This is a genomic window from Pseudoalteromonas sp. 13-15, from assembly GCF_001468205.2.
In the GTDB taxonomy this organism is placed as follows: Bacteria; Pseudomonadota; Gammaproteobacteria; order Enterobacterales; family Alteromonadaceae; genus Pseudoalteromonas; species Pseudoalteromonas marina.
The window spans coordinates 304000-330690 of sequence record NZ_CP019163.1 but is presented as its reverse complement, the minus strand read 5'-3'; the positions used below and the strand labels follow the sequence as shown (position 1 = coordinate 330690).

Below are 26691 nucleotides of genomic sequence, written 5' to 3'. Positions count from 1 at the left end.
TAACGTATAAAGCATTGATATTTTTTAATTTTAATATTGATCAACATTAATTGGCCTCAATACTTCACTTCTTCTACCAGGCATATAGACTTCTATTTCATCACTCGCATATAGCTTCAAATAAGAATATAAATTAGCCTGTAGACCTTTTATTTCTTGTCGGTAAGGTGTAGGGTCATCAGCTAAAGCATCATGCAAAAACCTTGAGATTTGACCAAAACCTAAGTCTCTTCCTGATTGATTTTCAGTAATTTGTGCTTTTAGCCAACAGTAAGCTTTTGTTTGTTTAAACAATGTTGACGCTAATGCTAAATCGTCTTTAGCATTCTCAATTTGAGCAAAGGGTAATGATGGGTTGAGCTGGTATTCATTCAAAATAACGCCTGGTTTACCTAACGGAAAATCTGATACAAACAGTTCTGATGTTTGTGGCAGTATCTCTTCGGGCCATACAGCAGGTAACTCCGTTTCATCTGCATCATCAAGTTGTTCTAAAAACGCCTGCATTTTATCAAGCGTATTTATACTTAACTCAGTTGCTGATTCAACAATTTTATTAATGAATGCTTTAGATTGTTCGCAGGCATTTACTCTGCTACATGATTCTAAGTTGCCGTTATTAACTAAGGCTAATCCTTTACCCGTTAAGTTAGCGCTACCATTAAAAATAGTATCGTGATCTATTTGATAAATCTTTGCATGCAGATTTACAAGTGCTTTGACTTGGTAACCGTTGTTAATGCAATCACGAAGTGCATTTAAGTCACTTGCACCCTTTGCAAAATCAATCGGTGTAAAACGACCTATCAATTGAACTTTAGGTTTGTTGTTAGAAATTAACTGACCTAACCAGCGTGTCGCTGGTTGGGTCATAAAAGCAGATATGATAGTTAAATTTTTACAGTTAGGTAATAACTCTTCGAGCTGAATTGTAAGCTCAGTATTTGAGATTAGGCTCGACATTAAAAGTCGTCCAACTCGTCATCTTCAGGGCCTTGGAGGAACTCACTAATAACTAAGCCCCACTCACGGCGAATAGTGTTTAAATAAGCGAGTCTTCGTTCATCGGTGGTTTCATTCATCACTCGTGCAAAACCTGCAATTGTAGTTTGCATGATTTCAAGTTCATCACCATCTAGCTTACTGACCAGCTTTTGATAAAAAACGTGGTTTGTATTGAATAATACAAGCGTTAAACCTTTACTTGTTGATACGTCAAAAAAGGCTTCAGAATCTCGTGCTACGTCTTCAATTAAAAAACGGTTCCCTGTTAGGATGAGTCGCTCAGCTTTTTCTTCAGCTTCTTCATCACTCATTCCACCGGCTTTTTTAAGATGATCAACAACATCCTCTTTCTTTAGCTCTTTTGGTGTTTCTTCTTTAGTTTTATGGCCATGAGTTTCACGATGTGCAGAGCCTTGTGTTGCTTTAGATGCTGCGCCTTCAGACACTGTTTTAGGCTCTTCCCCTTTTACAGCTTTGCCTTCAACATTTATTGTATCTAACTCTTTAGTTAAAGCTGATACATGCTTTTTAATTACTGCCACTACTTTAAGTACTTGAAGTAATGAATCAGAATTCTCTTCTAAATCTCGTAAGTATTCTTGCTCAGAATCAAACCCTGCTTGAGTAAAAATTGTTTTCATCTCATAAGGAATTAATCGTATTGCATCTTGTTTGTTATTAGTTACACCAAAAACAGAATCAAGGGTTGGAGGGAAAGATACTTCAATACCAATAAAACGCCCTTTACTTTCTCTCAGAGCCGAAGTCAGAAATGAATCTCTTAAAACTAACTCCCTATTAGCACGAACTATTGAAACGCCGACATTTTTACTACAATGCTTACCCCAAGTTGTACCACCTAACTTACCAACGGTGTCTTTTAAAATACGATTTGATATATTCTTTTTAACCATTGAGGTAGTAACGGTTACATCATCTCGTTTAGGCTCACCGTTTTCATCAATATATTCAACAGAAATAACTTCTTCGTCCATCTTCTCAAAAAAAGCCTCATTCTTATAACTACCTGGTAACTCTGGTAGCGAAGTGTTCTTTTTCAAGTACATTGGATCATTAGCTTTAAAGGTTTCCTTATCGTAAACATCAAGCCTGTCTTCCGCTGATTTTCGATAAGTAATGCTTTCTATTTTTATATTGTCATCACTAATAAAATTACGATACATTCTTCCGACAAGATGTTCACAATGGCGATAAATAGATTTGCCCGTTTTCCAGCTTAAGCGGTCAAGCTTAGACCAAATAATTAATGTGCCAGATTCTGGTTTTTTAGTAAAAAATGCTTTTTCGTACTTTGATGGTATCGCTTTTGCTGTGGGCATTGGCACTTCTTCAAGTGCACCGCTTTTCATCTCGTCAACATCTAAATAAGTATGATGAGGCTCTCCACCGGCTTGCCAACTCCATACATCAACACGCTTACATTGTGAAATGGATGAGTTAGGTAAACCCATACCGAACTTACCCATACCGCCTGTATCTTTTCGGTGAGTACCTCCACCAAATTGCATAGCAACTCTAAGCGTCTCGATATCCATACCCACACCATTATCCCAAAGAGAAATTTCTGATACGGTATAATTTTTTCGGGCGTTTAATTGTTCTTCTATAAAGCCAACTTCTACACGGTTAGCCGTTGCTTGCAAACTATTATCAATAAGCTCCGCTAATGCGTAAGCAGTATTGTTATATCCATTATCCCTTAATGACTCAATAACGGTCTCAGCACTTAAAAATCTATTACTCATTATTTTATTTCCTTTTCTGCCCACATATCATTCCAATAACCAAATGCGAGGCTAATACTTTGAAACTCAGGTATGTTATCCATGACTGTATAAATATTGCATTCTTTGTTACCGCCGCTTTTATAACCCCTCATGGCACGGCCCGCCATTTGCAAATACTGTACTAAGGAGTTCATTGGTTTAGCTATTATGGTTACGTTAGTTTTAGGGGCATCAAACCCTGCCGTTAGTACATTAAAATTAACGAGAACTTGTAGTTCACCATTTTTATATTGCGCTATTTTCGCTCTGCGGCTCTCAGCTGTATCATTTTTACTATCAATAGATGCTGCTTTTATACCTTGATAGGCAAGCGCGGTAGCAAGGTTAATTCCGTGCTCTACGGTACACGCAAAAACGATGATTTGTGAGCCAAGGTTACATTCATCAATTATCGTTTTTAAGATCTGTCGATTACGCTCTATGTTACTTGCTAAAGTCGTCATTGTCTCAACACCGCCCGCATCCCTTAATTCGTATGCAGCAATACCTGAATGATCATAATTTAACGACTTAAAGTTCGCTTTGGCTAAGTAACCTTTTTCTACTAAGTAATCTATTGGTGATAAATAGCCCGAAATTTGCATTGATACTTTATTGTTATAGAAAAAATTAGCTAGGCGAGCGTCTTCTTCAGATAATCCATCCTCAGAATAGCTTCTTCCTGGGGTTGCTGTTAAACCTATTAGGTCAGCATGAAACGCCTCATCATCAATAAAGTCTTGAATCACTTCTTGAAATTTAGGGGCAACAGCTTTGTGAGCTTCATCAAAAATAACTAGCGTGACTTTTTCAGCTAGTTTGCTATATAAAAGTTGTAGTTGCCTTGAGTCACTTTTTCTTAAACTTAAAAACTTATGTAAGCCAGCAACTACAAAGCCAGAGTCAATACCACTTAGGCTTTCTGTGGAACTTGAATAAAACCCATAAAGAGAAGTGGCACGGTTACCCAAAGACTGCCATGCTTTTGAAAATTCAGAGTAAGCTTGTGAACAAAGCTCCTCTCTGTCTGCTAACCACAAAACTAAGTTATTCTCTGATTGCCTGAGATGTTCAGAAGCTATATTCATTGCGGTACGTGTTTTACCAGCGCCTGTAGGCAAATGAATCAATACTCGTTTTTTATTTTGGCCGAGCTGAGAGAAAACCTGTTTACTAATGCCTTGCTGATAAGGGTAGAGACCGTAGTTTGGCTCAATACAAGATATGCTTTTTAAGCCATTATCTTGTTCTAGCTGACTTTCATACAATACAGAAAGCCCTAGTAACTCAGCAAACTTTTTAGGGTTATCATTTGCCCAACTTATTATCGCATCATAGTATTTTGGTGTAACATTTTTTGCTTCAAGTTCAAAGCTTGGAAATAGCTCGGCTAGTTGCGTTGCAGATAAACGGTCGATAAGTTTATTTCGTAATTGAGAGTCAAAAATAAAGTCGACCTGTTTAACACTCGCAACTATACCGGCAAGTTTATTTTTATTGTAAGAGTTGTTTTCTGTTATCTGATTATCTTTTGCATCAAGTTGCAGTGCGAAATTTATTGAATTTTTGGGAAGAAAACTTAATAGTTCATCCTCAGAAAAATTTGCTAGAATTTTTGTCAGCATTGATATCCCTTCAATATAGAACCTAACCTTTTATCACTAAATCAAAGTATTAGATAAGTAAAAATGTATAATACAAAGAAAGGTACAGATTTGTAACCCGTTGGACAACTTTTTTATCAACAATAACTGTATAAATAAACAGTAAATCATAAAATTAGAGCTTTCTCTCAGCTAATAATCCGTATAATATGTGCGGCGTTGGACAATTTCTCCAGGAGCAGTTTTAAGCATGAAAGCTAAATTTACAGGGCACGACACCTTCCCTTTACGCTATGGATGGCTATTTAAAGCTATTAATCACTTGAATAATAAAGGCAATTTTTCTTCTAACGAAGAAAGTATACGTCACTCTATTGTTGAACTAGGTGTAGGCAAGAATATGGTTAAGGCGATTCAGTATTGGGCTGAGTCGGCTAATGTGATAGAAAAAATAAACAAAGGTGAAATAGCTCACTCTGTAGCTAATAACGGAAAGTTTTTATTTGGCGATAAAACTGTAGATGGACACGACCCTTTTTTAGAGCTTCCTGGTTCTGTATGGCTTATTCATTTTTGGCTGAACTTTAACAACATAAGCCTAACTGCATATCGTTACTTTTTTAACTACTCTAACGTTCAATATTTTGAAAAAAGTAAACTAGTAGATGACTGTTATGACGATGCTAAACGACTAGTTAAAACAGAGCTGAGTAACTTAAGTACACTAAAAAAAGATGTAGATTGTTTTTTAAATACTTACAGCAAAAAACAAAAAAATAGTACAGCAAAAAAAGCTGTTAAAGTTGATGAAGACCATTTTACATCGCCTTTAGCTGAATTAAATTTAGTACAAGATAATGGTGGCGGCTTTTATGTAAGTAACCTTGCTGAACGCCCTGAACTACCTGTTGAAATATTTATTTATGCACTGCTTGAGTTTTTTAATGCAGAAACACAAGACTCTAATGTAGGTACTATTGATTTTGATTCTTTACTTACAAAACCTTGCTCACCGGGAAGAATATTTAGGCTTTCAGAGTCTGGGTTAGGGCAAAAGTTGGATGAAGCGCAGGGCTTTACAAGTAAGAATGTAACTTGGGTGGATTCGCTGGGTTTACGTCAAGTAAGTATATCTACTGATATAAAAAATAATGCGATCGATTACTTAAAAATGTACTACGGTAAATAACATGTCTGAATCTTTAATTACAATAAATCAACGCTACAAAAGTTCGACACGAATTGATACCGATAATACTGATTTCTCTCCATTTATAGATGAATTTGTACTGCATGGTACAGCTATAAATGTACTTGATACTATTAGTCGCGAATTTGAAAATAGCACACAACGTGCATTTACAATTACAGGCCCTTATGGGTCAGGTAAATCTACCGTTGCTTTGTTTTTATCTTGCTTGCTCTCTACCGACACAAAAAAACGTAGTTATGCCCTAAAAAAATTAAATAATTCTCAAAGTGTTATTACCGATTTTGAAGAGCGCTTTGCGTTAAAAAACGGTTGGCAAACTGTTAAACATGTTTGTGGTTTAGAAGCCCCAGCAAACAGTATTTTAGTCAGCTTACTTAATGCATTTGATGAAGACTTTGATAAAACAGAAATAGCTGATTTTGATGATGATAAATGCTTAGCAGAAATAAAAAAGATCCTACAAAAACCAAGTAAAAATGAAGACGGTGTTTTAATTTTACTTGATGAAATGGGTAAAGCTTTAGATTATCAATCTCGTGAAAACAAAGATTTACATTTATTTCAATCTTTAGCCGATATTGTGCAGCAGGCAAAACGACCTGTTTTACTTATGGGCTTTTTACATCAGGCGTTTTCTGACTACGCTAAAAACAAAGATGTTAAAACTCAAAAAGAATGGAGCAAAGTGCAAGGGCGCTATCGCGACTTAAGCTTTAATCCATCTATTGACGAGTCTTTAACGCTTGTTGGTGATTCGATATACCGAGCACCTAAAGTGGAAGATGCAATAGAGTCTAAATACGCCGACTTAATTAGTACTGTCAGCGGCGCTTTTACAAACCAGAATAAAAACAAGCATGCACTTAGCAAAACACTGCCACTAGACCCTATTGTTAGTTTATTGCTTGGCCCTGTTTCTCGTCGTCGTTTTTCACAAAACGAACGTAGCTTATTTGGTTTCTTAGCATCCCACGAAAAATATGGGTTTAGAGAATTTTTAACTGAAAACTATACAAGCCTAAATGAAGAGCTTGCTTTGTATCGCCCTGAAATGTATTGGGATTACCTTTACCATAATTTACACCACCTAATTGTTACCTCGCAGGACAGTAAAGCATGGCTCGAAGGCTCTGATGCTATTTATAGAGCAGAGCAAAAAGGTGACGAACTTCATATTGCCATTACCAAGCTTATAGCGTTATTAACTATTTTTGGCTTTCATAATCAGTTACATGCTAAACGAAGTTTCATTAAAGATTACTTTGTTTGCCGTGGTTATAAGGTGAATGATGTTGATGATGCAATTAAAGAGTTAGAAGCACGTACTGTAATTATTTATCGCCAAAAACACGATGCTTTATTTGTGTTTCAAGGTAGTGATATTGATATTAATAACCTTATTAGTGAGCAAATTGAGGTTATTAGCGAAGGCGTTGACTGGACAGAAGCATGCGCTACACCACAAAATATTTTAGCAACAGCCCATTACCATAAAACCGGCACTATGCGCTGGGCTACCACCAAATTATTAAATAAGTTTGATACCACTGCATTTGAAACGTTTGTAACTAAACCAAAAACAGGTGAGGCATTCACTTACTTTGTTTTACCAACAAATCCCGAGGTTGCCAAAACTCTTAAAGAAAACGCGAAAGAAATGCCGTTTGCGTCAATAGGCACACTCAAAGATTTTACAAACTTAAAAACGGCGGCTATTGAGTTAATAGCACTTCGTAAGATTTTAAAAGAAGAGAAAAAGATCACTCACGATTTAATTGCTAAAAACGAGCTAGAAAGCCGAATAAAGTTTGCACAAGCGAATGTAGACAGTGAAATAAAGAATGCATATACAAATACTAGCTGGTCATACTGTGGTAAAAAATTAGCAACATTACCTTTAGCCACAATAGCCTCTGATATAGCTGACAAGATATTTCATAAATCTCCATCTGTTATTAATGAGTTAGTTAACCGCTCTAAACCTTCAGGTAGTGCAAACAGTGCTATTCGTAAGTTAATGAATGCTATGTTTGAAAATGGTGATGAGAAAGACTTAGGATTTGATGACAAAGCATTCCCGCCAGAAAAAGGCCTTTATCTGTCTTGTTTAAAAAGTAAAGGGTGGCACTGTGAAACCCCTGAAGGTTATTTATTTCCAAGCCGTTGGACTAACGAAGCAATTGCAGCAAACCCTAAAATGCATGCTTTATTTGAGAGCGGCTTTGAGTTTATAAAGAACAATTCTTCCAAACAGCATGTAACCTTGGCAGAGCTTTATGAAATGTGGATGTTACCTCCATACGGTTTAACAGCTGGCTTATGCCGAATTTACGGATTAGCTCTTTTAAAATCATTAGAAGGCCAAGTTGCATTTTATGATTGGGATTCAACAAAACAGTTTGTATTTATTCCTGAACTCGATGAAGAACTCGTAAATAAGATTTATAAATACCCAAGTGAAGCAGCAGTGAGGTATTTTGAAATATCAGAAATTCAAAGTCACTTATTAGATAACCTTGCGAAAGCGACTTTAGGTGAAGGTACAAATAACGCTGCAATTTTAAATATTGCAAAACATATTGTAGGCATTATTCATAAGCTACCTACGTGGGTTAAAAAAACAAGTGGCGAAAGCTTTACAAGCTCAGGCGAAAACGGCCTTACTAAACAAGCAAGAGACTTTAGAAACAAAGTAATAGCAGCGAACGACCCCTACAAACTTATTTTAGATGATTTGCCTACTGTTTTTGGGTTTAAGAAAGATGACCCTGATGTGGAAGAGAAATTAGGGAAAAACCTGAAAACTGCAATAGAAGATTTAAGCGCTCAGCATGAAATACTGTTAAATGGCTTTAAACAAATTATTGTTAATATGCTTGGTGAAGATTTTAATACTGCTTTAAAAGAGCGCTGTGACGTTGTTGAAAAAGAAGCTAAACGCCCTAAGGTTAAAGACTTAGCTAAGCGTTTATCACATTATATTGATGGCAAAACCAAATTTGAATTTGTAATTAATATATTAACCGGTGTGCCTGAACGCAACTGGACAGATAAACATTTACGAAGTGGATTAGACGAGCTACAAAATTTATGTGTACAGTTCAGGCGTATAGAGTCATTCAGTAATTTTAGTACTCAAGGTTCCTCTAAACCTCTCGCCTTTATTACAACAGATAAAAAAGGTAATCATCAAGAGTTTAGTAGCTTTACTAAGCATGATTTAGCTGCTGATGATGATGTACAATCGGCTGTGAATAACATAGAAGACGCTATCGCAAAAATGCCGAAAGAAAAGCAACTAGCAGCACTTACAAACTTATTAACTAATTTGATGGATCAAACAGAAACTGAGGTGCTAGATGACGGAAAAAGTTAAACATGTTTTAGGCCTCTCTGGCGGTAAAGACAGTAGTGCTTTGGCATTATTTGTTAAAGAAACTTACCCGGAATTAGATGTAGAATACTTTTTTACTGATACGGGTTATGAACTGCCAGAAACTAATGAGTTTATTGACCAGCTTGAGGAAAAGCTTGGTTATATACACCGCTTAAATGCACGTTCGTTAAATAATATTGAAGGGCGTGGCGAGAAAGATTTTGCCCACCTTTTAAAAGAGCATGGTAATTACTTACCTTCTCAACGCGACCGTTGGTGTACCGTTCAGATGAAATTAAAACCATTTGAGCAGTGGCTTGATGGCTTTATCCAAGATGGTTACAAAATAAAAAACTATGTAGGGATTAGAGCTGACGAACCAGACCGCTCTGGTTACATGACGATTGAAAAGCCAATTGAATCTGTTTTCCCTTTTAGAGAACACGGCATAGTTAGAAGTGATATTGAAAATATATTACAACGTAACGGTTTAGAATTACCTGAATACTATAAATGGCGCTCTCGCTCTGGTTGTACATTTTGCTTTTATCAAAGAAAAATAGAATGGGTTAAGCTTATGGAAAAGCACCCTGATTTATTTGAAGAAGCCAAAGCTTTTGAAAAAGGCGATGACAACAATACCACTGTAGGTGAACGCTTTTATTGGATGGGCCAAGGCCAACCATTAGAAACGCTAGAAGACCCAGCAGTACAAAAACGTATTATTGAAAATCACGAGAAGAAAGTAGCCCGCTTTAATAAGAAAAAGCGCCGTAATGCACTTTTAGGGGACTTTGAAGGTGTATGTGAGTTTAATGAGTTGGACGATATTTATGACGAAGCAGAAGGCGGTGGAGCCTGTGTAACATGTTATAAATAAAATGAAAGCGGCTAAATAGCCGCTTTTTTTATGGCGCTAACTAACAGATCTATATCAATAGTTGTTATTTGGTTCGTAAAGCTTATACGAAAAGTATACTCAGCCTCTTCACGACTTAAGCCTAATGCGGTTAATACATGTGAGGCTTCAATTTCTTTAGAAGAACATGCAGAACCTTGAGCTAAACAAAAAGTGTCTTCATTATCTCTTACTAAAACACCAATGTTTGTTTTGGGTAATGTAAGCGAAACTATATGTGGTAGCGCTTCTTTGTTTCCATTTATAGAGAAGGAAATATCAGATTGAACGAGTTGTTCTAAAAAGTAACTGCGTATCTGTTTATTAGCAAAATTTTTATAAGATTGTGGAAAAGAGTTTATAGCTTCACCGAACCCTAAGATTAACGGAGCAGCAACAGTTCCGCCTCTTACCCCTTGTTCTTGTCCTGCCCCATGTATTACTGGCATAACATTTCTTTTTCTTAAGTCACGAATATAAACCGCACCAATACCCTTTGGGCCACCTATTTTGTGTCCTGAAAACGACATAATATCCACATTTATATCGTCTACATCTATCTCTGTTTTTCCAAAACTTTGTGCTGCATCGCTATGAAAAAGAATATTGTTTTCAAAACAAATTTGACCAATCTCTGAAATTGGATTTACAGTCCCTAACTCATTATTTACGTGCATAACAGAAACAAGAGCAGTAGAAGGGCGTATTGCATCTTTTATATTTTTTGGCTCAATTATTCCTTCACTATTAGGCATAACTATGGATATTTCGAAACCTTGTAGCTTTAAATACTCGCATATTGCAAAAATACATTTATGCTCAATCGCGCTTATCACTATATGGTTTTTTTCTTTAGGATGATCGCTACTAAGTAAAAGGCTTTTAAGTGCAATGTTATTAGACTCTGTAGCACCGCTAGTGAAAATGATTTCACTAGGATAAGCTCCGATTATATCTGCAAGTTCCTCTCTAACTTCATCAACTCTTTGTAAAGCTGCTTCACCTAAAAGATGCCCAGATGCGGAGTTAGCATAACAATCATCAAAGGCGTTTATTAAAGCTATTTTGACTTCGGGGAGTAGTGGATGCGAAGCTGCTGAATCAAGATATATCATTTTATTAATCCTTAATCTGAGACCTAAAGAATAACATAATGTACTTGTAATAGATCAAAACCAAATTATCAAAAGCATTTATTCATACATTTGAAATAGCTCCATAAAGACGAAATTATGCCTGATTTATAAATACATAACTTTTTACAGCCCGTAATGTTATTTACATGCTTATACAAAATTTGCTACCAAATTTTTAGGCTGGTTTATACTGTACATATTGCGTCGCTAGCATGAGGGATATAATGCATAGATTAAAAAAATACGGTGTGTATTTGTTAGTAGCCCTCTCTTTTGGGAGCACGGCTTGCGAAAAAAGGTTTTTTGTCGCGTCGCACGATACCTATTGGCCACCTTACGTAGTTAATGTAGACGGCCACGCACAGGGTAAAGAAGTAACGGCACTTTGGCTTATATTTGCGGGGTCGCCTTATTGTGTTCAGGTTGAGTTTTTACCCAATACCGAGCGCGCATTTGTTGAACAAACTAAAGGCCGAATGGATTTAGGTTGGGCTGCCAGCTTTACTGAAAAACGTGCAGAGCATGTTTATTTTTCGGATAGTTACCGCAACGAGGTGATGTGGCTGTATCAGCATAAAAATAAACACTATAATGTTAAAAACCTACAAGATGCGCTTGAACAGGGCTACACCGTGGCCGCACATGTAGGGAGTTATTACGGCGAGCAATTTGAGCACTTAAAAAGTATTTATCCAAAACAAATTATTTTTACCGGTGCAGCAAAAACGCGTTTTGCTTTATTAGCTAAACAACGGGTCGATTTTATAATTGAAGACCAGTTAGTGGGTGAGTACTTTATTAGCCAGTCAAACAATATTAAGCGAGTTAATACTACAACCTATGTTAACAAAGGCTCTATTCATTTAATGCTGAGTAAAAATACTTCCACTATGCAAGATGTTATTGAGGTTAATAAATTAATACAAAGCCATAAGGCACAATTAGAAGAACTGTTTGAAAAATTATAACTAAATACACACTAAAAACCGTTTACAAAAGGCTGTAGTTTGAAAATATTATTGTTTATAACCCTTTTTACTTTTAGTGCATTTAACGCCTGGGGATGCACTAAAACGTTAACAGTAGCTACCAACGAAAGTTACTGGCCGCCTTATGTAATATTAAAAAACAATGCCCTGGGTGGTACTGAAATAGACGTACTTAAGGCTATTTTTAAAAGCTCTCCTTATTGCTTAAATTTTAGTGTGTTACCTAGCTCGTTACGTGCATTTGAAGAGCTAAAACAGGGCCGTGTTGATTTAATTTTTGCTGCCAGCAAAACGGCAGAGCGCGCTGAGTATGCTCACTTTACGTTACCTTACCGTGTTGAAAAAATGCTATTATATAAGCACGCCAGCTCGCCTAATGTGAATAGCATTAACGAGTTATTTAAAAAATCGCTTACGGTGGGTGTAAACAGAGGGAGTGTTTTTGGCGATGCGTTTGAACAATTACGCACGCAGTATGCAAACCAAGTGGTGCTTACGGGGGAGTCTAAAAAGCGTTTTATTTTGCTTAACAAGCAGCGCATTAATTTTTTAATTGATGATTCGTTAGTGGCGCAATATTTTACAAAGCAGTATTCAAACATTATGCCTGCGGCATTGGTTGAGCCCATAAACGTTAATAATGTGCACTTTATGCTGAGTAAAAAAACGGTTACTGCCGACGATATAGCAGCTATTAATTCGTATATTACTAACAATAAAGCGGTTATTGAGCGTATTTACCAATCACACCAGTAAATTTACTTAGTTAACCTCCTTTACTTGCTAGGCAAATTTTAAGGCTTTTTGCACCGTTAAAGTGCGTTTAAGATTGGTTATAAATTAGCTGCCTTTTACCTTTCATTAATTGTGGCTGATCTGTATAATTCGCCAGCTAATTTACCCTATTGCTTGATGTTGTTTGTGGCCTTTTGCTGCAACACGCTCCTGTCAGTACTCATTCTAGGATTACCCTTTTTGATCTCCACCGCAAATATTACGATGCAGTTTGGCGCAGAGCCGTTGTTTGAAAACATTTCAGCTAAATTTGGTAACGGTAACCGTTACGGTTTAATTGGCGCTAACGGCTGCGGCAAGTCGACCTTCATGAAAATTTTAAGCGGTGCGCTTGTGCCAAGTGCGGGTAATGTGTCGATTACCCCGGGGTTAAAAGTAGGTAACCTTAGCCAAGACCAGTTTGCATTTGAGCAATACACGGTGGTAGATGCGGTAATTATGGGCGACGTTGAGCTTTGGAAAGTGAAGCAAGAGCGTGAACGTATTTATTCGTTACCCGAAATGAGCGAAGAAGACGGCATGAAAGTGGCCGACCTTGAAAGCGTTTTTGCCGAAATGGACGGTTACACCGCCGAAAGCCGCGCTGAAGAAATACTAATAGAAGCGGGTATAGATAAAGAGTTTCATTATGGGTTAATGGCAAACGTTGCTCCAGGCTGGAAACTTCGTGTGCTTTTGGCACAGGCCTTGTTTGCAAACCCAGATATACTGCTACTCGATGAGCCTACCAATAACTTGGATATTCATACTATTACGTGGCTTGCTGATGAGCTTAATAAACGTAAATGCACCATGATTATTATTTCGCATGACCGCCACTTTTTAAATTCGGTATGTACACACATGGCCGACATTGATTACGGCGAGCTGCGTATTTACCCAGGCAACTACGAGAAGTTTTTAGAAGCGGCAGGCTTGCAGCGCGAGCAACTGTTAGCCGAAAACGCTAAAAAAAGCGCCGAGATTGACGAGCTACAAGACTTTGTTAACCGCTTTGGTGCTAACGCGTCTAAAGCTAAGCAAGCAAGTTCGCGCGCTAAAAAAATGGATAAAATTAAGCTTGATGAAGTTAAAGCGTCAAGCCGTATGAGCCCATCGTTAAGTTTTGACGAAGGCAAAAAAATGTACCGCCAAGCGCTTGAAGTTAACAAGCTTGGCCATGGTTTTGATGGTGAAACGTTATTTAGTGGCGGTGAGTTTTTACTAGAAGCCGGTGCAAAGCTTGCGGTAATTGGCGAAAACGGTGTGGGTAAAACTACTTTTTTACGCTGTTTAGTTAACGAGCTTAAAAGTAACGAAGGCGAAATTAAGTGGTCTGAAAATGCGAGCTTTGGTTACTGCCCGCAAGACAGCACTAAAGATTTTGATAACGATTTAACGTTGTTTGATTGGATGTCGCAGTGGCGTACGGCCAAGCATAACGATTTAATGGTTCGTGGCATGTTAGGCCGTTTGTTGTTTACAGCAGACGATTCAAACAAAAAAGCGCGTAACTGTTCAGGTGGTGAAAAAAACCGTTTGTTATTTGGTAAGTTAATGATGCAAGACGTGAACGTGCTTGTAATGGACGAGCCAACAAACCACATGGATATGGAAGCCATTGAAGCGTTAAATAATGCGCTTAAAGACTTTGCAGGCACGCTTATTTTTGTAAGCCACGACCGTGAGTTTGTGTCGTCGTTAGCTACGCGTATTATTGATATTAAAGATAAGCAGGTTATTGATTTTCAGGGTACGTTTGACGAGTACCTTGCAAGCTGCGAAGAGAAAAAAGCATAAACCCATTGGTTTTTAGTTTAAAAGGCGCTTAGTTAGCGCCTTTTTTGTGCTTGGTTAAGTGTATTAGTAAACAAGTAATTAAATCATCACCAAGAGGTAATTAACTATTGCTCGTGTTTTTTTTGTAGCACTGAGAAGCTTTCACTTCTAACGTGAGCAAGCTCTACGTCTACAAAATAGTGTTTAAAGTAACTTGTAGACGCGCAGCTTGCTGGCGTGAAAAAGCAAGGCTTTTTAAAACTTGTTTTAGATTAATTCTTATCTATGTTTATACAAAGCCAAAATATATTCCTTTCCTATGCATGACTCCTCAAAATTATTAGCACATCGTTTTTCAAATAATAATCAGTTCTACTCTGTGACTATATGCTGCATAAATAGAGCATCTCTATTTAAAGAATTTGGCAATGCATGTATTGCAGCAAAGGCTATTGTGGATATGCAAAATAAAGTAAATACAATTTGCTATGTATTAATGCCTGATCATCTCCATTGGTTATTTCAGCTTAAAGACTGCTCACTAGCTAACGTAATAAAAATCTTTAAAAGTGTAACGACTGTAAAAATAAATAAGCTAAATGAAACAACAGGCAAGATTTGGCAGCAAAATTATTTTGAGCATCAGCTTCGTTCTGAAAAAGATTTAACTAATCAAGCTCGTTATATTGTTGCTAACCCACTAAGAACTGGCATAGTAAAAAGTGTCGGGCAATATCCATTTTGGGATTGTATTTATTTAAATTAAATAGCATGTAAAACAAGAAGCTGTCGCTTCTAACGTGAGCAAGCTCTACGTCTACAAAATAAGTTAACCCTGCTCACTTTGACTACTCATATACTCCTCATTCGCTTCTTTTTATGCATTAAGATTTAAAGCCCATTTTTCACAAAGAGGTTGAGAGGCGCTGCGCTTTTAGAGGAATCGCTTTAAAAGTTAGTAACAAGAAGCTGCACTTCTAACGTGAGCAAGCTCTTCGTCTACAAAAAATCAGTTTACTCTGCTTACTATGGCTTCTCATTTTCTCCTCATTCATTTCTCTTTGTGCAATACGGTTTTAAAAGCCCCGTTTTTAAAAACAAAAAAGGAGCATTGCTGCTCCTTCTTAACTGTTACTTAGGTTTATTAAATATCAAACCTGTCGGCGTTCATTACTTTTACCCATGCATTTACAAAGTCGTGAACAAAACGGGTTTTATTATCGTCTTGTGCATAAAACTCTGCCAGTGCGCGTAAAATTGAGTTTGACCCAAAGACTAAATCTACGCGTGTTGCGGTCCATTTAGTTGCACCGCTTGCGCGGTCAACAATGTTGTAAAGGCCATTACCTGTTGGCTCCCAGCGGTTTGCCATGTCGGTTAGGTTTACAAAAAAGTCGTTACTTAACGTTCCTATATTGTTTGTAAATACGCCATGTTGTGTGCCGCTATGGTTTGTGCCAAGCATACGCATGCCACCCATTAGTACCGACATTTCTGGTGCTGTTAAACCCATTAGCTGGCTGCGCTCAAGTAATAACTCTTCTGCAGACACAACGTAGTCTTTTTTCAGCCAGTTTCTAAAACCGTCGTGAATAGGTTCAAGTACGTCGAACGATTCGGCGTCGGTCATGTCGTCGGTTGCGTCTCCGCGCCCTGGCGCAAACGGTACGTTAACCTCTACCCCTGCGTTTTTAGCGGCTTGTTCAACCGCTGCTGTGCCGCCAAGTACAATTAAATCGGCCATGCTAACAGGTTTACTTAACCCAGCTTGTACTTTTTCAAGAGCCGTTAACACACTTGCTAAGTGTTCTGGTTCATTGCCTTGCCACTCTTTTTGCGGGGCTAAACGAATACGTGCACCGTTTGCGCCGCCTCGGTAATCAGAACCTCGGTACGTACGCGCACTGTCCCATGCGGTGTTAATTAAATCGCTGGCGCTTACGCCGCAATTAAGTAGTGTTACTTTTAAATCGGCGATTTCGGTATCTGTTAGGGTGTAATCAACGCTTGGAATTGGGTCTTGCCAAATTAAGTCTTCGCTTGGTACATCGGCACCTAGGTAGCGCGCTTTTGGCCCTAAGTCGCGGTGCGTAAGTTTAAACCATGCGCGAGCAAACACGTCTGAAAAGTATTCAAAATCGTTATGAAAACGCTCAATTATTTTGCGGTACGCTGGGTCCATTTTCATGGCCATATCGGCATCGGTCATAATTGGGTTTAAGCGAATTGATGGGTCTTCTACATCGACCGGTTTGTCTTCTTCTTTAATATTTACAGGTTCCCATTGGTGAGCGCCTGCTGGGCTTTTTGTCAGTTCCCATTCGTAATTTAAAAGAAGGTCACAGTAGCCGTTATCCCATTTTGTTGGGTGTGTGGTCCACGCACCTTCAATGCCCGATGTCATTGTATCGCGGCCAATGCCCCGTGTTTTGTGGTTGTTCCACCCCATACCTTGCTCTGAAATATCAGCCGCTTCTGGCTCTGGGCCAAGGTTTGACTCTTTTCCGTTACCGTGTGTTTTACCAACTGTGTGGCCACCTACGGTAAGCGCTGCCGTTTCTTCGTCGTTCATTGCCATGCGGGCAAACGTTTCGCGAACTTGTGCTGCGGTTTTAAGCGGGTCGGGTTTACCGTTTACCCCTTCTGGGTTTACGTAAATTAGGCCCATTTGAACAGACGCTAACGGGTTTTCCATTGTGTCGGGTTTATCAACATTTTGGTAACGTTCGTCGCTTGGTGCTAACCATTCTTTTTCGGCGCCCCAGTATACGTCTTTTTCTGGGTGCCAAATGTCTTCACGGCCACCGGCAAAACCAAAGGTTTTTAACCCCATTGATTCGTACGCCATATTGCCCGCTAAAATAATGAGATCGGCCCACGAGAGTTTGTTACCGTATTTCTTTTTAATTGGCCAAAGTAAGCGGCGCGCTTTGTCGAGGTTGGCGTTATCGGGCCATGAGTTTAAAGGGGCAAAGCGTTGATTTGCCGTGCCACCGCCGCCACGTCCGTCAGATAAACGGTACGAACCTGCCGAGTGCCATGCCATGCGGATCATTAAACCGCCATAGTGGCCCCAATCGGCTGGCCACCAATCTTGGCTTTGTGTCATTAAGTTTTTTAAGTCGGTTTTTACGGCTTCTAGATCTAGGGATTTGAATGCTTCAGCGTAGTTAAAGTCGCTACCGTATGGAGAGCTTTTTGTATCGTGTTGATGAAGGATGTCGAAATTAAGTGCATTTGGCCACCAATCTGTGTTTTGGCCTGCTGTTTGTGTATTGCTGCCATGCATTACCGGGCATTTGCCAGCGCTAGAGTTACTCATTATTTAATCCTCTTGGTCTAAAATAAAATACGTAAGCAATGGTTAATTTGTTTAGGTATTACTATTTTGAATTCATGCAAATGTTGCTTAATCAACTGCTTATATACTTGTACTTATTTTGAATTATCAATATAGGCTTATTTTTTGAGCTGTGCCAACAAATGCACCGTATTTAAAACGATTGGACCGATTTGTATTTTTGATTGGTATTTAAAAACGAGCATTTATAAATTTTTGATCTTTTTTTAAATAACGATGATCGAATTAAAAAGTAGCGGCGTAATAGTATGTGAAGGGTTTGAAAGTGGCTTTGGTTTACCACAGCGCACATAGGAATACCCCCCTTCACCATGAAATTGTAGTTATAATGTTAAAGGTGTATTACTAAGCCCAATACACCTTTACTTTATAACTCTAATTTATTTGTTTTTTGTTAGCTGATTATTGTTAGCTAGCGGTAGTTAAGTTTTCCCTAACCTTTGATGTTTTAGCAGTTTCAGCCAGCTCACCCAGAGCTGGTTTTTTTTGCCTAAAATTTATTGCTGCACAATGCTTTAGTGATAATAATTTATAATGTGCTGTAAACTCGCCTTCAAAACAAAACCCGCCCTAGTGAGTTTAGGTTGTGCGTGTTAATATTATTTTTGCAATTTATTATTTTATTTGGGCATGTTGATGCGTTATTACTTTTATTTACTATGTATTTGTTTTACTTTGTTTTTAACAATGGCTAATGCAGCTGAGCAACAAACAGAAGCCCCCTCAAAGCTACAAGAACAGCAAGCGCTCGAGCAACTTAAAGAGCCTATGTACAAACCGCTTATGGAACGCTACATTTTAGATGAGCTAAAAGCGGTTCGCCAAGATCAGCAAAAACTACGTGAAGACGTTACTAAACAAGTAACGCATGCGCAATTAGACACTGCCGATAGAGCCCTTACTTACACTACCGATACTATAAATAATGTGTTTTTTATTATTACTGCGACGGCATCTATTTTGGTACTTGTTGGCTGGAACTCGCTGCGCGATGTTAAAAATAAAGTAGAAGATATTGTAAATACCCGCGTGAGTGTTATTACCGATGAGTACGAAGAGCGCTTAAAAGTATTAGAAGAAAAGCTGCGTGTACGTTCTGAAGAAATACTCAGTAACCAAGAACGTATATCGATTACAAATGAGGTTCACTCGTTGTGGATGCGCGCAAATTTAGAAAGTGATTATGCTAATAAAATCGAGATTTTTGATGAAATTTTAAAGCGTAAACCTGAAGACGTTGAAGCTATTGCCTACAAAGCTGACGCCCTGCTTGAAATTAATCAAACCGCCAAAGCGATTGATTTATGTAACCAAGCAATTGATATAGATAGCGATTACGGTTATGCGTATTGGCAACGTGCCTGTGCGTTTGCGCTAATACACGAGCACGCCGATGCGCTGGCCGATATAAAAATGGCACTTGAGTATTCGCCTAACTTACGTAATGAGTTACTTCACGAAAGTGCATTTGCAAGCCTTCACGATAATAATAGCTTTAATACTATTGTGGCGGGCGAGTAAGTTTAGCTTGCTTATATAGTTTGAAAAAAAGAGCGAAAGCTCTTTTTTTATGGCTGTAATAAAGCCCTGTGCTTTGTGTATTAAGGTTTTAAAAGATTATTATTCACAAAGAGGTTAAGAGACGCTGCGCTTTTAGAGGCTGGGACTAAGTGATTTAATAAAGCATACGTGCTAAGTGTGCCTTTGGCCGCTTTACTTCCGTTTAATAACAACGTTTTACTCATGCTATAAAAGTGATTGTTTCACCACCGAGAAGTGAAGGAGAAGACCAGGAGTAGTGACTAAAAAATGTTTTTAACTCTGTGTAGCGCGAAGCGCCTCGGTGCGCTCTGTGCACTCTGTGGTCATATCTAATTTTAAGTAATAAGAAGCTTCACTTCTAACGTTAGCAAGCTCTACGTCTACAAAACAAAGCTCTATCCTGTGCATTATGGCTACTCATTTAGTCCTCATTCACTTCTCTTTGTGTATTACTGTTTTAAAACCCATTATTCACAAAGAGGTTAAGAAGCGCTGCGCTTTTAAAGTTAGGGACTAAGTAATTTAATATTTGACCTGAAATGAGAAGCGGCGCTTCTAACGTGAGCAAGCTCTACGTCTACAAGACAAGGCTAAGCATTGCCCAGATCATTATGTTTTCTCATTCGCTTCTCTTTGTGTATTACTGTTTTAAAACCCATTATTCACAAAGAGGTTAAGAGACGCTGCGCTTTTAGAGTTAGGGGCTAAGTGATTTAATAAAGCATACGTGCTAAGTGTACCTTTGGCCGCTTTAATTTTGTTCGGAGCTTTAGGTGTTAGCGTTTAAAGTACAAGTCGATTGCTTTGGTGAGTAGCTCGTCGAGTTGCTCTTCAAAGCCATCCATATCGATTTCAAAGTGACTAAAGTACTTTTTAACCTGCAATTGCGATAGGTTACGGCTTTTTACGCTGTATTGGCGTTCGTCTTTTTGTTTATCGTAACGCGGTAAAAAAACGAATTGTGCATAATAAGGTGACTTAATATGCTTGTTAGCATAACGACAAAAATCTTCAATATGTTGTGCGCCTTCGGGGCCTAAACAACCGGGCTCTACTCGGTACATTAAGCGAAGTTTTTTGTCGTCAGTAATTTGCATAATAATCCTTAACGAAAAAATAATACGCGAATTATTTTTCCGTTTTTAATTTGATAGCTCGATACAAGCTCTGAGCGTTTATCTATTACGTTTTCGTCTGCTGAGCAGGTTTCTGATAGCTCATGGTCTATTACTATATCACCATGTACTATGCGTTTAATTGGCGATGAGTGAATACACTTTAGCTTTTTAAACATTAAACCATAACGTGCTATTAGTTTTTCTTTTCCTTTAAATAATAGCTCATTGGGGAAAATATAAAACTCTACATCTTCATCGTAAACACGAATAAACTCTTCAATGTTGCGCGCGTTATAGGCTTTTATAAGTTGTTCAACCACAGCAAGTGATTCTCGTGATTGCTTAGCTTTAGCTTGCTGTTTAGCTGTTAAGGCCTCTTTTGCTTGGGCCACTGCTTTTTCTGCTTCGGCTACGGCTGCTGCTTTTTCTATTTTATTTTTAGGCTTTTCAACGGGCTTGGGGGTTTCATCGCCTAACACTTTTGAGTCGTCTGGTCTGGTTGGGTCAACAACCGGTTTTTTAAGCTCAGGGGCTTTATATTCAAGTGTGTTTACTTTTTCATCCGCTTTTTGCTGATCGGTAGTAGACTCTGTGGCATAGCTATTTACTGCTAGCGTAAAGGTAAATAAAGCAAAAAAAATAGATAACGATTTCATAACTTTCCTAATAAAAACACTAAGCGTGTATTGTATTGCAACATAGCAAATTTTAACGTTTTCGGGTAGCAATTAAATGAATAACCTTGGCTTTCATTGCGAAGTTTAGCTTGAGTTTAACCCAGCTTTTAAAATAATTTTGTTAAACACATAATTTTTAATGATGGTATGAAAAGTGATTGCTTCACCACCGAGAAGTAAAGGAAAGGACAGAAGCCGTGACTAGTTGTTACTCCTGGTTTTCTCGGTGTAGCACGAAGCGCCTCGGTGCACCCGGTGGTGATACCTTTTTTAAGTAACAAGAAGCTACGCTTCTAACGTGAGCAAGCCTTCGTCTACAAAATCAGTTAACCCTGCTTACTATGGCTACTCATTTACTCCTCATTCGCTTCTCTTTGTGCATTAAGATTTCAAAAACAGTGGCTGAATGTAGCCTAAAGACTCGCTTTACTTTCGTTTAATAGCAACTGCTATAAAAGTGCTTATTTCACCACCGAGAAGTGAAGGAGAAGACCAGGAGTAGTGACTAACAAATATTTTTAACTCTGTGTAGCGCGAAGCGCCTCGGTGTGCTCTGTGGTGATACCTTTTTAAGTAACAAGAAGCTACGCTTCTAACGTGAGCAAGCTCTACGTCTACAAAACAAAGCCCTAGCCAATTTATTTTAGCTACTCATTTACTCCTCACTCTGTTCACTTTGTCTTCTCATTTACTCCTCATTTGCTTCTCTTTGTGCATTAAGATTTAAAAGCCCATTATTCACAAAGAGGTTGAGAGACGCTGCGCTTTTAGAGGTAAAAAATAAGTAATTTAATATTTGACCAGAAGTGAGAAGCGACACCTCTAAAGTGAGCAAGCTCTATGTCTAAAAAACAAAGTTAAACTATAACCTGTTCACTTTGTTTTCTCATTTACTCCTCATTCGCTTCTCTTTGTGCATTAAGATTTCAAAAGCAGTGGCTGAATGTAGCCTACAGACTCGCTTTACTTTCGTTTAATAGCAACTGCTATAAAAGTGATTATTTCACCACCGAGAAGTGAAGGAGAAGACCAGGAGTAGTGACTAAAAAATGCTTTTAACTCTGTGTAGCGCGAAGCGCCTCGGTGCGCTCTGTGGTCATATCTATTCTTAAGTAATAAGAAGCTGCCCCTCTAGCGTGCGTCTACAAGACAAAGCTCTAACCTATTCATTTGGCTACTCATTTTCTTCTCATTCTGTTCTCTTTGTGCATTACGTTTTTGAAACATTATTCAAAAAGAGGTTAAGAGACGCTGCGCTTTTAGAGTCTGGTACTAATTGATTTTATAATTATTAAGGCATAAAAAAAGCCGCATAAAATGCGGCTTTGGAGGTTAGTCTCACTTCACTTTGGGCGTGTCTCCAAAACTTAGTGAATACGTTACCAAGGAACTGTTTTATTGATTAGATAGACTCTAATGCAATTTTAACCATTTCGTTAAACGTGCTTTGACGTTCGTCAGCAGGTGTTGCTTCGCCAGTGATCACGTGGTCGCTTACGGTAAATAATGCCATTGCGTTTGCGCCGTACTCAGCTGCAACGCCATATAAACCGGCTGTTTCCATATCTACTGCAAGAACGCCTAACTTATCTAAATCTTTGTAGAAAGTGTCGTCTGCTTGGTAGAAAGTGTCGGTTGTGAATACGTTACCTACTTTTGCTTTAATACCTAGCTCTTTTGCTGCATTAACGCCGTTTAAAAGTAGGTCGAAGTCTGCAATTGCAGAAAAGTCGTAACCACGAACACGTGCACGGTTTACGTTTGAGTCTGTGCTTGCACCTTGTGCAAAAATTACGTCACGGATTTTAATGTCGGTACCAATACCGCCACATGTACCAATGCGTATAATGTTTTTTACGCCAAAGCTAACAATTAGCTCACGTGCATAAATAGACATTGATGGAATACCCATGCCTGAACCCATAATGCTTACTGGCTTACCTTTGTAAGTACCTGTAAAGCCAAACATGTTGCGTACACCAGTTACTTGTACAGCATCATCTAAAAAGTTTTCAGCAATATATTGCGCACGTAGCGGATCGCCTGGCATTAAAACTGTTTCGGCGAAATCACCAACATTTGCATTTATATGAGGAGTACTCATTCGTTGTTTCCTTTTATTTTGGCGCGTTTAATTTAGTTAAAAAGCTGTCGCCATATTCAAGCTCAGACAAGTTAAACCACTGTGCTAGTGTTTGACCAATATCTGCAAAACTGTTTCGTTCACCTAGCGGTGTATTATCCATACCAGGCTTGTACGCTATCACAGGTACGTATTCACGCGTGTGCTCAGAACCTGGAAAGGTTGGGTCACACCCGTGGTCGGCAGTGATCATTAATACATCATCTGCATTTAACTGGTTTAGTATAGTTGGTAAATAGTCATCAAATTCTTTTAATGCTTTAGCGTAACCTACCGGGTTACGGCGATGACCAAATTTTTCATCAAAATCAACCAAGTTGGTAAAAATTAAGCTGCGATCAGGTGCTGTTGAAATAACCTCGCTGGTTTTTTCAAGCAAGTTCATAAGCCCTGGTGCTTTGTGCTTTTGGGTTATGCCTTGATGCGCGTATATGTCTGAAATTTTACCAATACTAATTACTTCGCCGCCGTCTTTTGCTAAAACATCTAACAATGTTGGTGCTGGCGGAAGTACTGAATAGTCACGACGATTACCTGTTCGTGCAAAGTCTTGACTATTTGAACCCAAAAATGGCCGCGCAATCACTCGCCCTATATTCATTTCATCAAGCAGCGCCCGTGCGATTTCGCAAACTTGATAAAGCTTCTCTAGGCCAAATGACTCTTCATGCGCGGCTATTTGAAACACGCTATCAGCTGAGGTGTAACAGATTGGTTTACCTGTTTTTACGTGCTCTTCACCTAGCTGTTCTAATATGGTTGTTCCTGATGCATGGCAATTGCCTAAAATGCCAGGAATACCTGTACGAGCTATAAACTCGTCTACAAATTCTTGTGGGAAACTGGGCTGTGTTTTTGGGAAATATCCCCAGTCAAATAACACAGGCACGCCAGCCATTTCCCAATGGCCTGATGGAGTGTCTTTTCCGCTAGAAAGTTCTTTAGCGTAACCCCATGCACCTTTTGGTGCTTGGCGGTCTGAAACTAAACACGTTTCTCCACCTGCGGCTTCACAGGCGTCTACTAAACCTAATTTAGATAAATTAGGAAGCGAAAGTGCGCTGCCTGTTTCGTCGTAATATGCTTTTAGTAAGTGAGCGAATGTATTGGCGCCAAGATCACCAAATTTATCTGCATCTGGTGCTGCACCGATTCCTAGGCTATCTGCCATTAAGATAATTGCTCTTGCCATTTTGACCTCACTTTGTTTCTAGGTGGTTACTTTATCTGCTGAACGATTTTTCCGTACAGGACAAAAGTCCTGTTTCATAAAACCTAAACATTATAAATTTGCGTTCTTAAGCGAAGCAAAAGAGATTAATCGTGTCTTTTTTGCTATTGTGATCTACCAACAATATATCCTTCTGTGTGGGTGAGAACTTTAGTGACACGAACAACTATTATAGCTATTGCTGGCGCGTCTGCGTCGGGCAAATCTCTGTTTAGCCAAACTATATACAACGAGTTGGTTAATGAGCTTGAACCGGGCGCAATTGCCATTATTGAAGAAGATGCTTATTACAAGGATCAGTCGCATTTGCCGATGGCTCATCGTACGCAAACGAACTACGACCACCCTGATGCATTTGAACATGAGTTAATGCTTGAACATTTAACTCAACTTCGTAGTGGAAATTCAGTAGAAGTACCAACATATGATTATGCACAGCATACCCGCAGCGATAAAACGCGACGTGTAGCCGCTGCAAAAATTTTAATTGTTGAAGGTATTTTATTACTGAGCGACAAAGCGCTAAATAAAGAATTTGATATTAAGGTATTTATAGATACTCCTTTAGATATCTGCTTAATGCGTCGTATGCAACGTGATATGGAGCAGCGAGGCAGAACGTTACAATCTGTTGTTGAACAGTATCAAGCAACTGTAAGACCGATGTTTTATCAATTTATTGAGCCTTCTAAGCATAATGCAGATTTAGTAGTGACTCGAGGCGGCATGAACCGCGTTGCGATTGATATTATAAAAAGTAAAATTAAATATTTACTACAAGAATAACAACGGGAAACATTTGTATGACAACATTTATGAGCTTGGTAGGCATGTGTGTGCTGCTGGGCATTGCCTTTGCCGCGTCAACTAATCGCAAGGCAATTAATTTAAGAACCGTTGCTATAGCATTTGCAATGCAAGTTGTTATTGGCGGCTTTGTTCTGTTTTTTGACGCAGGAAAAAACGTATTAGCAAGTATGTCAGCAGCCGTTTCATCGGTTATTGGCTACGCGAATGACGGGATAGGCTTTTTGTTTGGCCCGCTGGCATCGCAAGACACGCTAGGTTTTATTTTTGCAATTCAGGTTTTGCCCGTTATTGTGTTTTTCTCAGCGCTGGTCGCTGTTTTATATCACATAGGCATTATGGACTGGATAATTAAAATTTTAGGCGGTGGTTTACAAAAGCTTTTAAAAACCTCGCGAACAGAATCACTTTCAGCGACGGCAAATATATTTGTTGGCCAAACTGAAGCGCCGTTAATTGTTAAACCTTTTATAGCAACGATGACCAAATCTGAGTTATTTGCTGTAATGGTAGGTGGCTTAGCCACTGTAGCTGGCTCTGTAATGGCTGGTTACGTAATTATTGGTGTAGAGCTTAAGTACTTAATTGCAGCCAGCTTTATGGCGGCACCAGGTGGTTTTTTAATGGCAAAAATGATTGTGCCAGAAACCGAAACACCTAAAGATAACTTAGCTGATTTAGATTTAAACGACGATGATAAACCGGTAAACGTAATTGATGCTGCTGCATCAGGTGCGGCAAATGGTATGCATTTAGCACTTAATGTTGGTGCAATGCTACTGGCATTCGTAGCGTTAATTGCGCTTCTAAATGGTTTATTAGGTGGTGTAGGCGGATGGTTTGATCATCCAACATTAACGCTACAAGAAATTTTAGGTTATGTATTTGCTCCTGTTGCATGGTTACTCGGTGTACCGTGGGATGAAGCAATTATAGCCGGCAGCTTTATTGGTCAAAAGATAGTAGTAAACGAGTTTGTTGCTTACTTAGACTTTATAAATTATCGCGATACGTTAAGTGCGCACACACAAGCAATTGTTACGTTTGCTTTGTGTGGATTCGCTAACTTATCATCGATAGCCATTTTACTAGGTGGGTTAGGCGGTATGGCGCCTAGCAGGCGGAAGGATATCGCACGCTTAGGGCTCAGAGCAGTGTTAGCAGGATCTATGGCTAACCTTATGAGCGCAGCAATTGCTGGGTTTTTCCTCTCGCTAGCTTAGAAACTTAAGAGATGAACCGGTGTTGCAA

The 26691-nt window shown here is 38.7% G+C and carries 20 protein-coding genes; 10 read left to right on the top strand and 10 right to left on the bottom strand.

Annotated features, from left to right (window positions below):
• Window positions 1–30: 30 nt before the first annotated feature.
• From ATS72_RS17010 to ATS72_RS17000, 3 genes are read right to left on the bottom strand one after another with little or no spacing between them, the layout of a single operon-like run.
• Window positions 31–963: a phospholipase D-like domain-containing protein gene (locus ATS72_RS17010; RefSeq protein ID WP_058429372.1), complete on the bottom strand. Its 933-nt coding sequence runs from the start codon at window positions 961–963 to the stop codon at window positions 31–33.
• Window positions 963–2771 (bottom strand): ATP-binding protein, encoded by a 1809-nt coding sequence (locus tag ATS72_RS17005; protein WP_058429371.1) that lies wholly within the window; start codon window positions 2769–2771, stop codon window positions 963–965. The genes ATS72_RS17010 and ATS72_RS17005 overlap by 1 nt, the downstream gene beginning before the upstream one ends.
• Window positions 2771–4417: a DEAD/DEAH box helicase gene (locus tag ATS72_RS17000; protein ID WP_058429370.1), complete on the bottom strand. Its 1647-nt coding sequence runs from the start codon at window positions 4415–4417 to the stop codon at window positions 2771–2773. Before ATS72_RS17000 ends, ATS72_RS17005 begins: the two co-directional genes overlap by 1 nt.
• 229 nt (window positions 4418–4646) lie before the next feature.
• Between ATS72_RS17000 and ATS72_RS16995 the strand changes: the two genes are divergently transcribed.
• The 3 genes from ATS72_RS16995 to ATS72_RS16985 are packed head-to-tail and all read left to right on the top strand — an operon-like array spanning window position 4647 to window position 9865.
• Window positions 4647–5585: a DUF4007 family protein gene (locus ATS72_RS16995; RefSeq protein WP_058429369.1), complete on the top strand. Its 939-nt coding sequence runs from the start codon at window positions 4647–4649 to the stop codon at window positions 5583–5585.
• 1 nt (window position 5586) lies between these two features.
• Complete coding sequence (locus ATS72_RS16990; protein ID WP_058429368.1) at window positions 5587–8985, top strand: hypothetical protein; 3399 nt, start codon at window positions 5587–5589, stop codon at window positions 8983–8985.
• The gene (locus ATS72_RS16985; RefSeq protein WP_058429367.1) at window positions 8969–9865 is read left to right on the top strand and encodes a phosphoadenosine phosphosulfate reductase family protein; all 897 of its coding nucleotides are present in this window, start codon (window positions 8969–8971) and stop codon (window positions 9863–9865) included. The genes ATS72_RS16990 and ATS72_RS16985 overlap by 17 nt, the downstream gene beginning before the upstream one ends.
• 11 nt (window positions 9866–9876) lie before the next feature.
• Here the strand turns inward: ATS72_RS16985 and ATS72_RS16980 are convergent, their stop codons facing one another.
• Window positions 9877–10998, bottom strand: a complete 1122-nt coding sequence (locus tag ATS72_RS16980; protein WP_058429366.1) for a cysteine desulfurase family protein — start codon at window positions 10996–10998, stop codon at window positions 9877–9879.
• 245 nt (window positions 10999–11243) lie between these two features.
• Between ATS72_RS16980 and ATS72_RS16975 the strand changes: the two genes are divergently transcribed.
• From ATS72_RS16975 to ATS72_RS16960, 4 genes are all read left to right on the top strand, one after another.
• Window positions 11244–11987, top strand: coding sequence for a transporter substrate-binding domain-containing protein (locus tag ATS72_RS16975; RefSeq protein ID WP_058429365.1), 744 nt, complete (start codon window positions 11244–11246; stop codon window positions 11985–11987).
• 39 nt (window positions 11988–12026) lie between these two features.
• Window positions 12027–12764 carry a substrate-binding periplasmic protein gene (locus ATS72_RS16970; protein ID WP_058429364.1) on the top strand — a complete coding sequence of 246 codons (738 nt, stop codon included), beginning with the start codon at window positions 12027–12029 and terminating at the stop codon, window positions 12762–12764.
• A 219-nt stretch (window positions 12765–12983) separates the two neighbouring features.
• A complete protein-coding gene (locus tag ATS72_RS16965; RefSeq protein ID WP_010556085.1) occupies window positions 12984–14582 on the top strand; it encodes an ABC-F family ATPase in 1599 nt (532 codons plus the stop codon).
• 298 nt (window positions 14583–14880) lie between these two features.
• Window positions 14881–15327, top strand: coding sequence for an REP-associated tyrosine transposase (locus ATS72_RS16960; protein WP_074210181.1), 447 nt, complete (start codon window positions 14881–14883; stop codon window positions 15325–15327).
• A 378-nt stretch (window positions 15328–15705) separates the two neighbouring features.
• On the opposite strand, the gene katG is transcribed toward ATS72_RS16960, so the two are convergent.
• Complete coding sequence (katG, locus tag ATS72_RS16955; protein WP_058429362.1) at window positions 15706–17883, bottom strand: catalase/peroxidase HPI; 2178 nt, start codon at window positions 17881–17883, stop codon at window positions 15706–15708.
• A 675-nt stretch (window positions 17884–18558) separates the two neighbouring features.
• On the opposite strand from katG, the gene ATS72_RS16945 reads away from it, so the two are divergent.
• Window positions 18559–19443, top strand: coding sequence for a tetratricopeptide repeat protein (locus tag ATS72_RS16945; RefSeq protein ID WP_058429361.1), 885 nt, complete (start codon window positions 18559–18561; stop codon window positions 19441–19443).
• 294 nt (window positions 19444–19737) lie between these two features.
• Here ATS72_RS16945 and ATS72_RS19010 read toward each other — a convergent pair whose 3' ends face one another.
• From ATS72_RS19010 to ATS72_RS16925, 5 genes are all read right to left on the bottom strand, one after another.
• The gene (locus ATS72_RS19010; RefSeq protein WP_257790777.1) at window positions 19738–19872 is read right to left on the bottom strand and encodes a hypothetical protein; all 135 of its coding nucleotides are present in this window, start codon (window positions 19870–19872) and stop codon (window positions 19738–19740) included.
• Window positions 19873–20240: 368 nt separating this feature from the next.
• Window positions 20241–20561 (bottom strand): hypothetical protein, encoded by a 321-nt coding sequence (locus tag ATS72_RS16940; RefSeq protein WP_058429360.1) that lies wholly within the window; start codon window positions 20559–20561, stop codon window positions 20241–20243.
• Between the two features lie 8 nt (window positions 20562–20569).
• On the bottom strand, window positions 20570–21238 hold the full coding sequence (locus ATS72_RS16935) for a nuclear transport factor 2 family protein (protein WP_058429359.1): 669 nt from the start codon (window positions 21236–21238) through the stop codon (window positions 20570–20572).
• Between the two features lie 1423 nt (window positions 21239–22661).
• Window positions 22662–23363 (bottom strand): purine-nucleoside phosphorylase, encoded by a 702-nt coding sequence (gene deoD / locus ATS72_RS16930; protein WP_006794609.1) that lies wholly within the window; start codon window positions 23361–23363, stop codon window positions 22662–22664.
• A gap of 13 nt (window positions 23364–23376) precedes the next feature.
• Entirely contained in the window at window positions 23377–24594 is a 1218-nt protein-coding gene (locus ATS72_RS16925) for a phosphopentomutase (RefSeq protein ID WP_058429358.1), read from the bottom strand.
• 192 nt (window positions 24595–24786) lie between these two features.
• Here ATS72_RS16925 and udk point away from each other — a divergent pair, with 192 nt between their 5' ends.
• Both udk and ATS72_RS16915 read left to right on the top strand, forming a co-directional pair.
• Window positions 24787–25419: a uridine kinase gene (udk, locus tag ATS72_RS16920; protein ID WP_006794607.1), complete on the top strand. Its 633-nt coding sequence runs from the start codon at window positions 24787–24789 to the stop codon at window positions 25417–25419.
• A gap of 17 nt (window positions 25420–25436) precedes the next feature.
• Window positions 25437–26663 (top strand): NupC/NupG family nucleoside CNT transporter, encoded by a 1227-nt coding sequence (locus ATS72_RS16915; protein ID WP_008132935.1) that lies wholly within the window; start codon window positions 25437–25439, stop codon window positions 26661–26663.
• The last annotated feature ends 28 nt before the right edge of the window (window positions 26664–26691 follow it).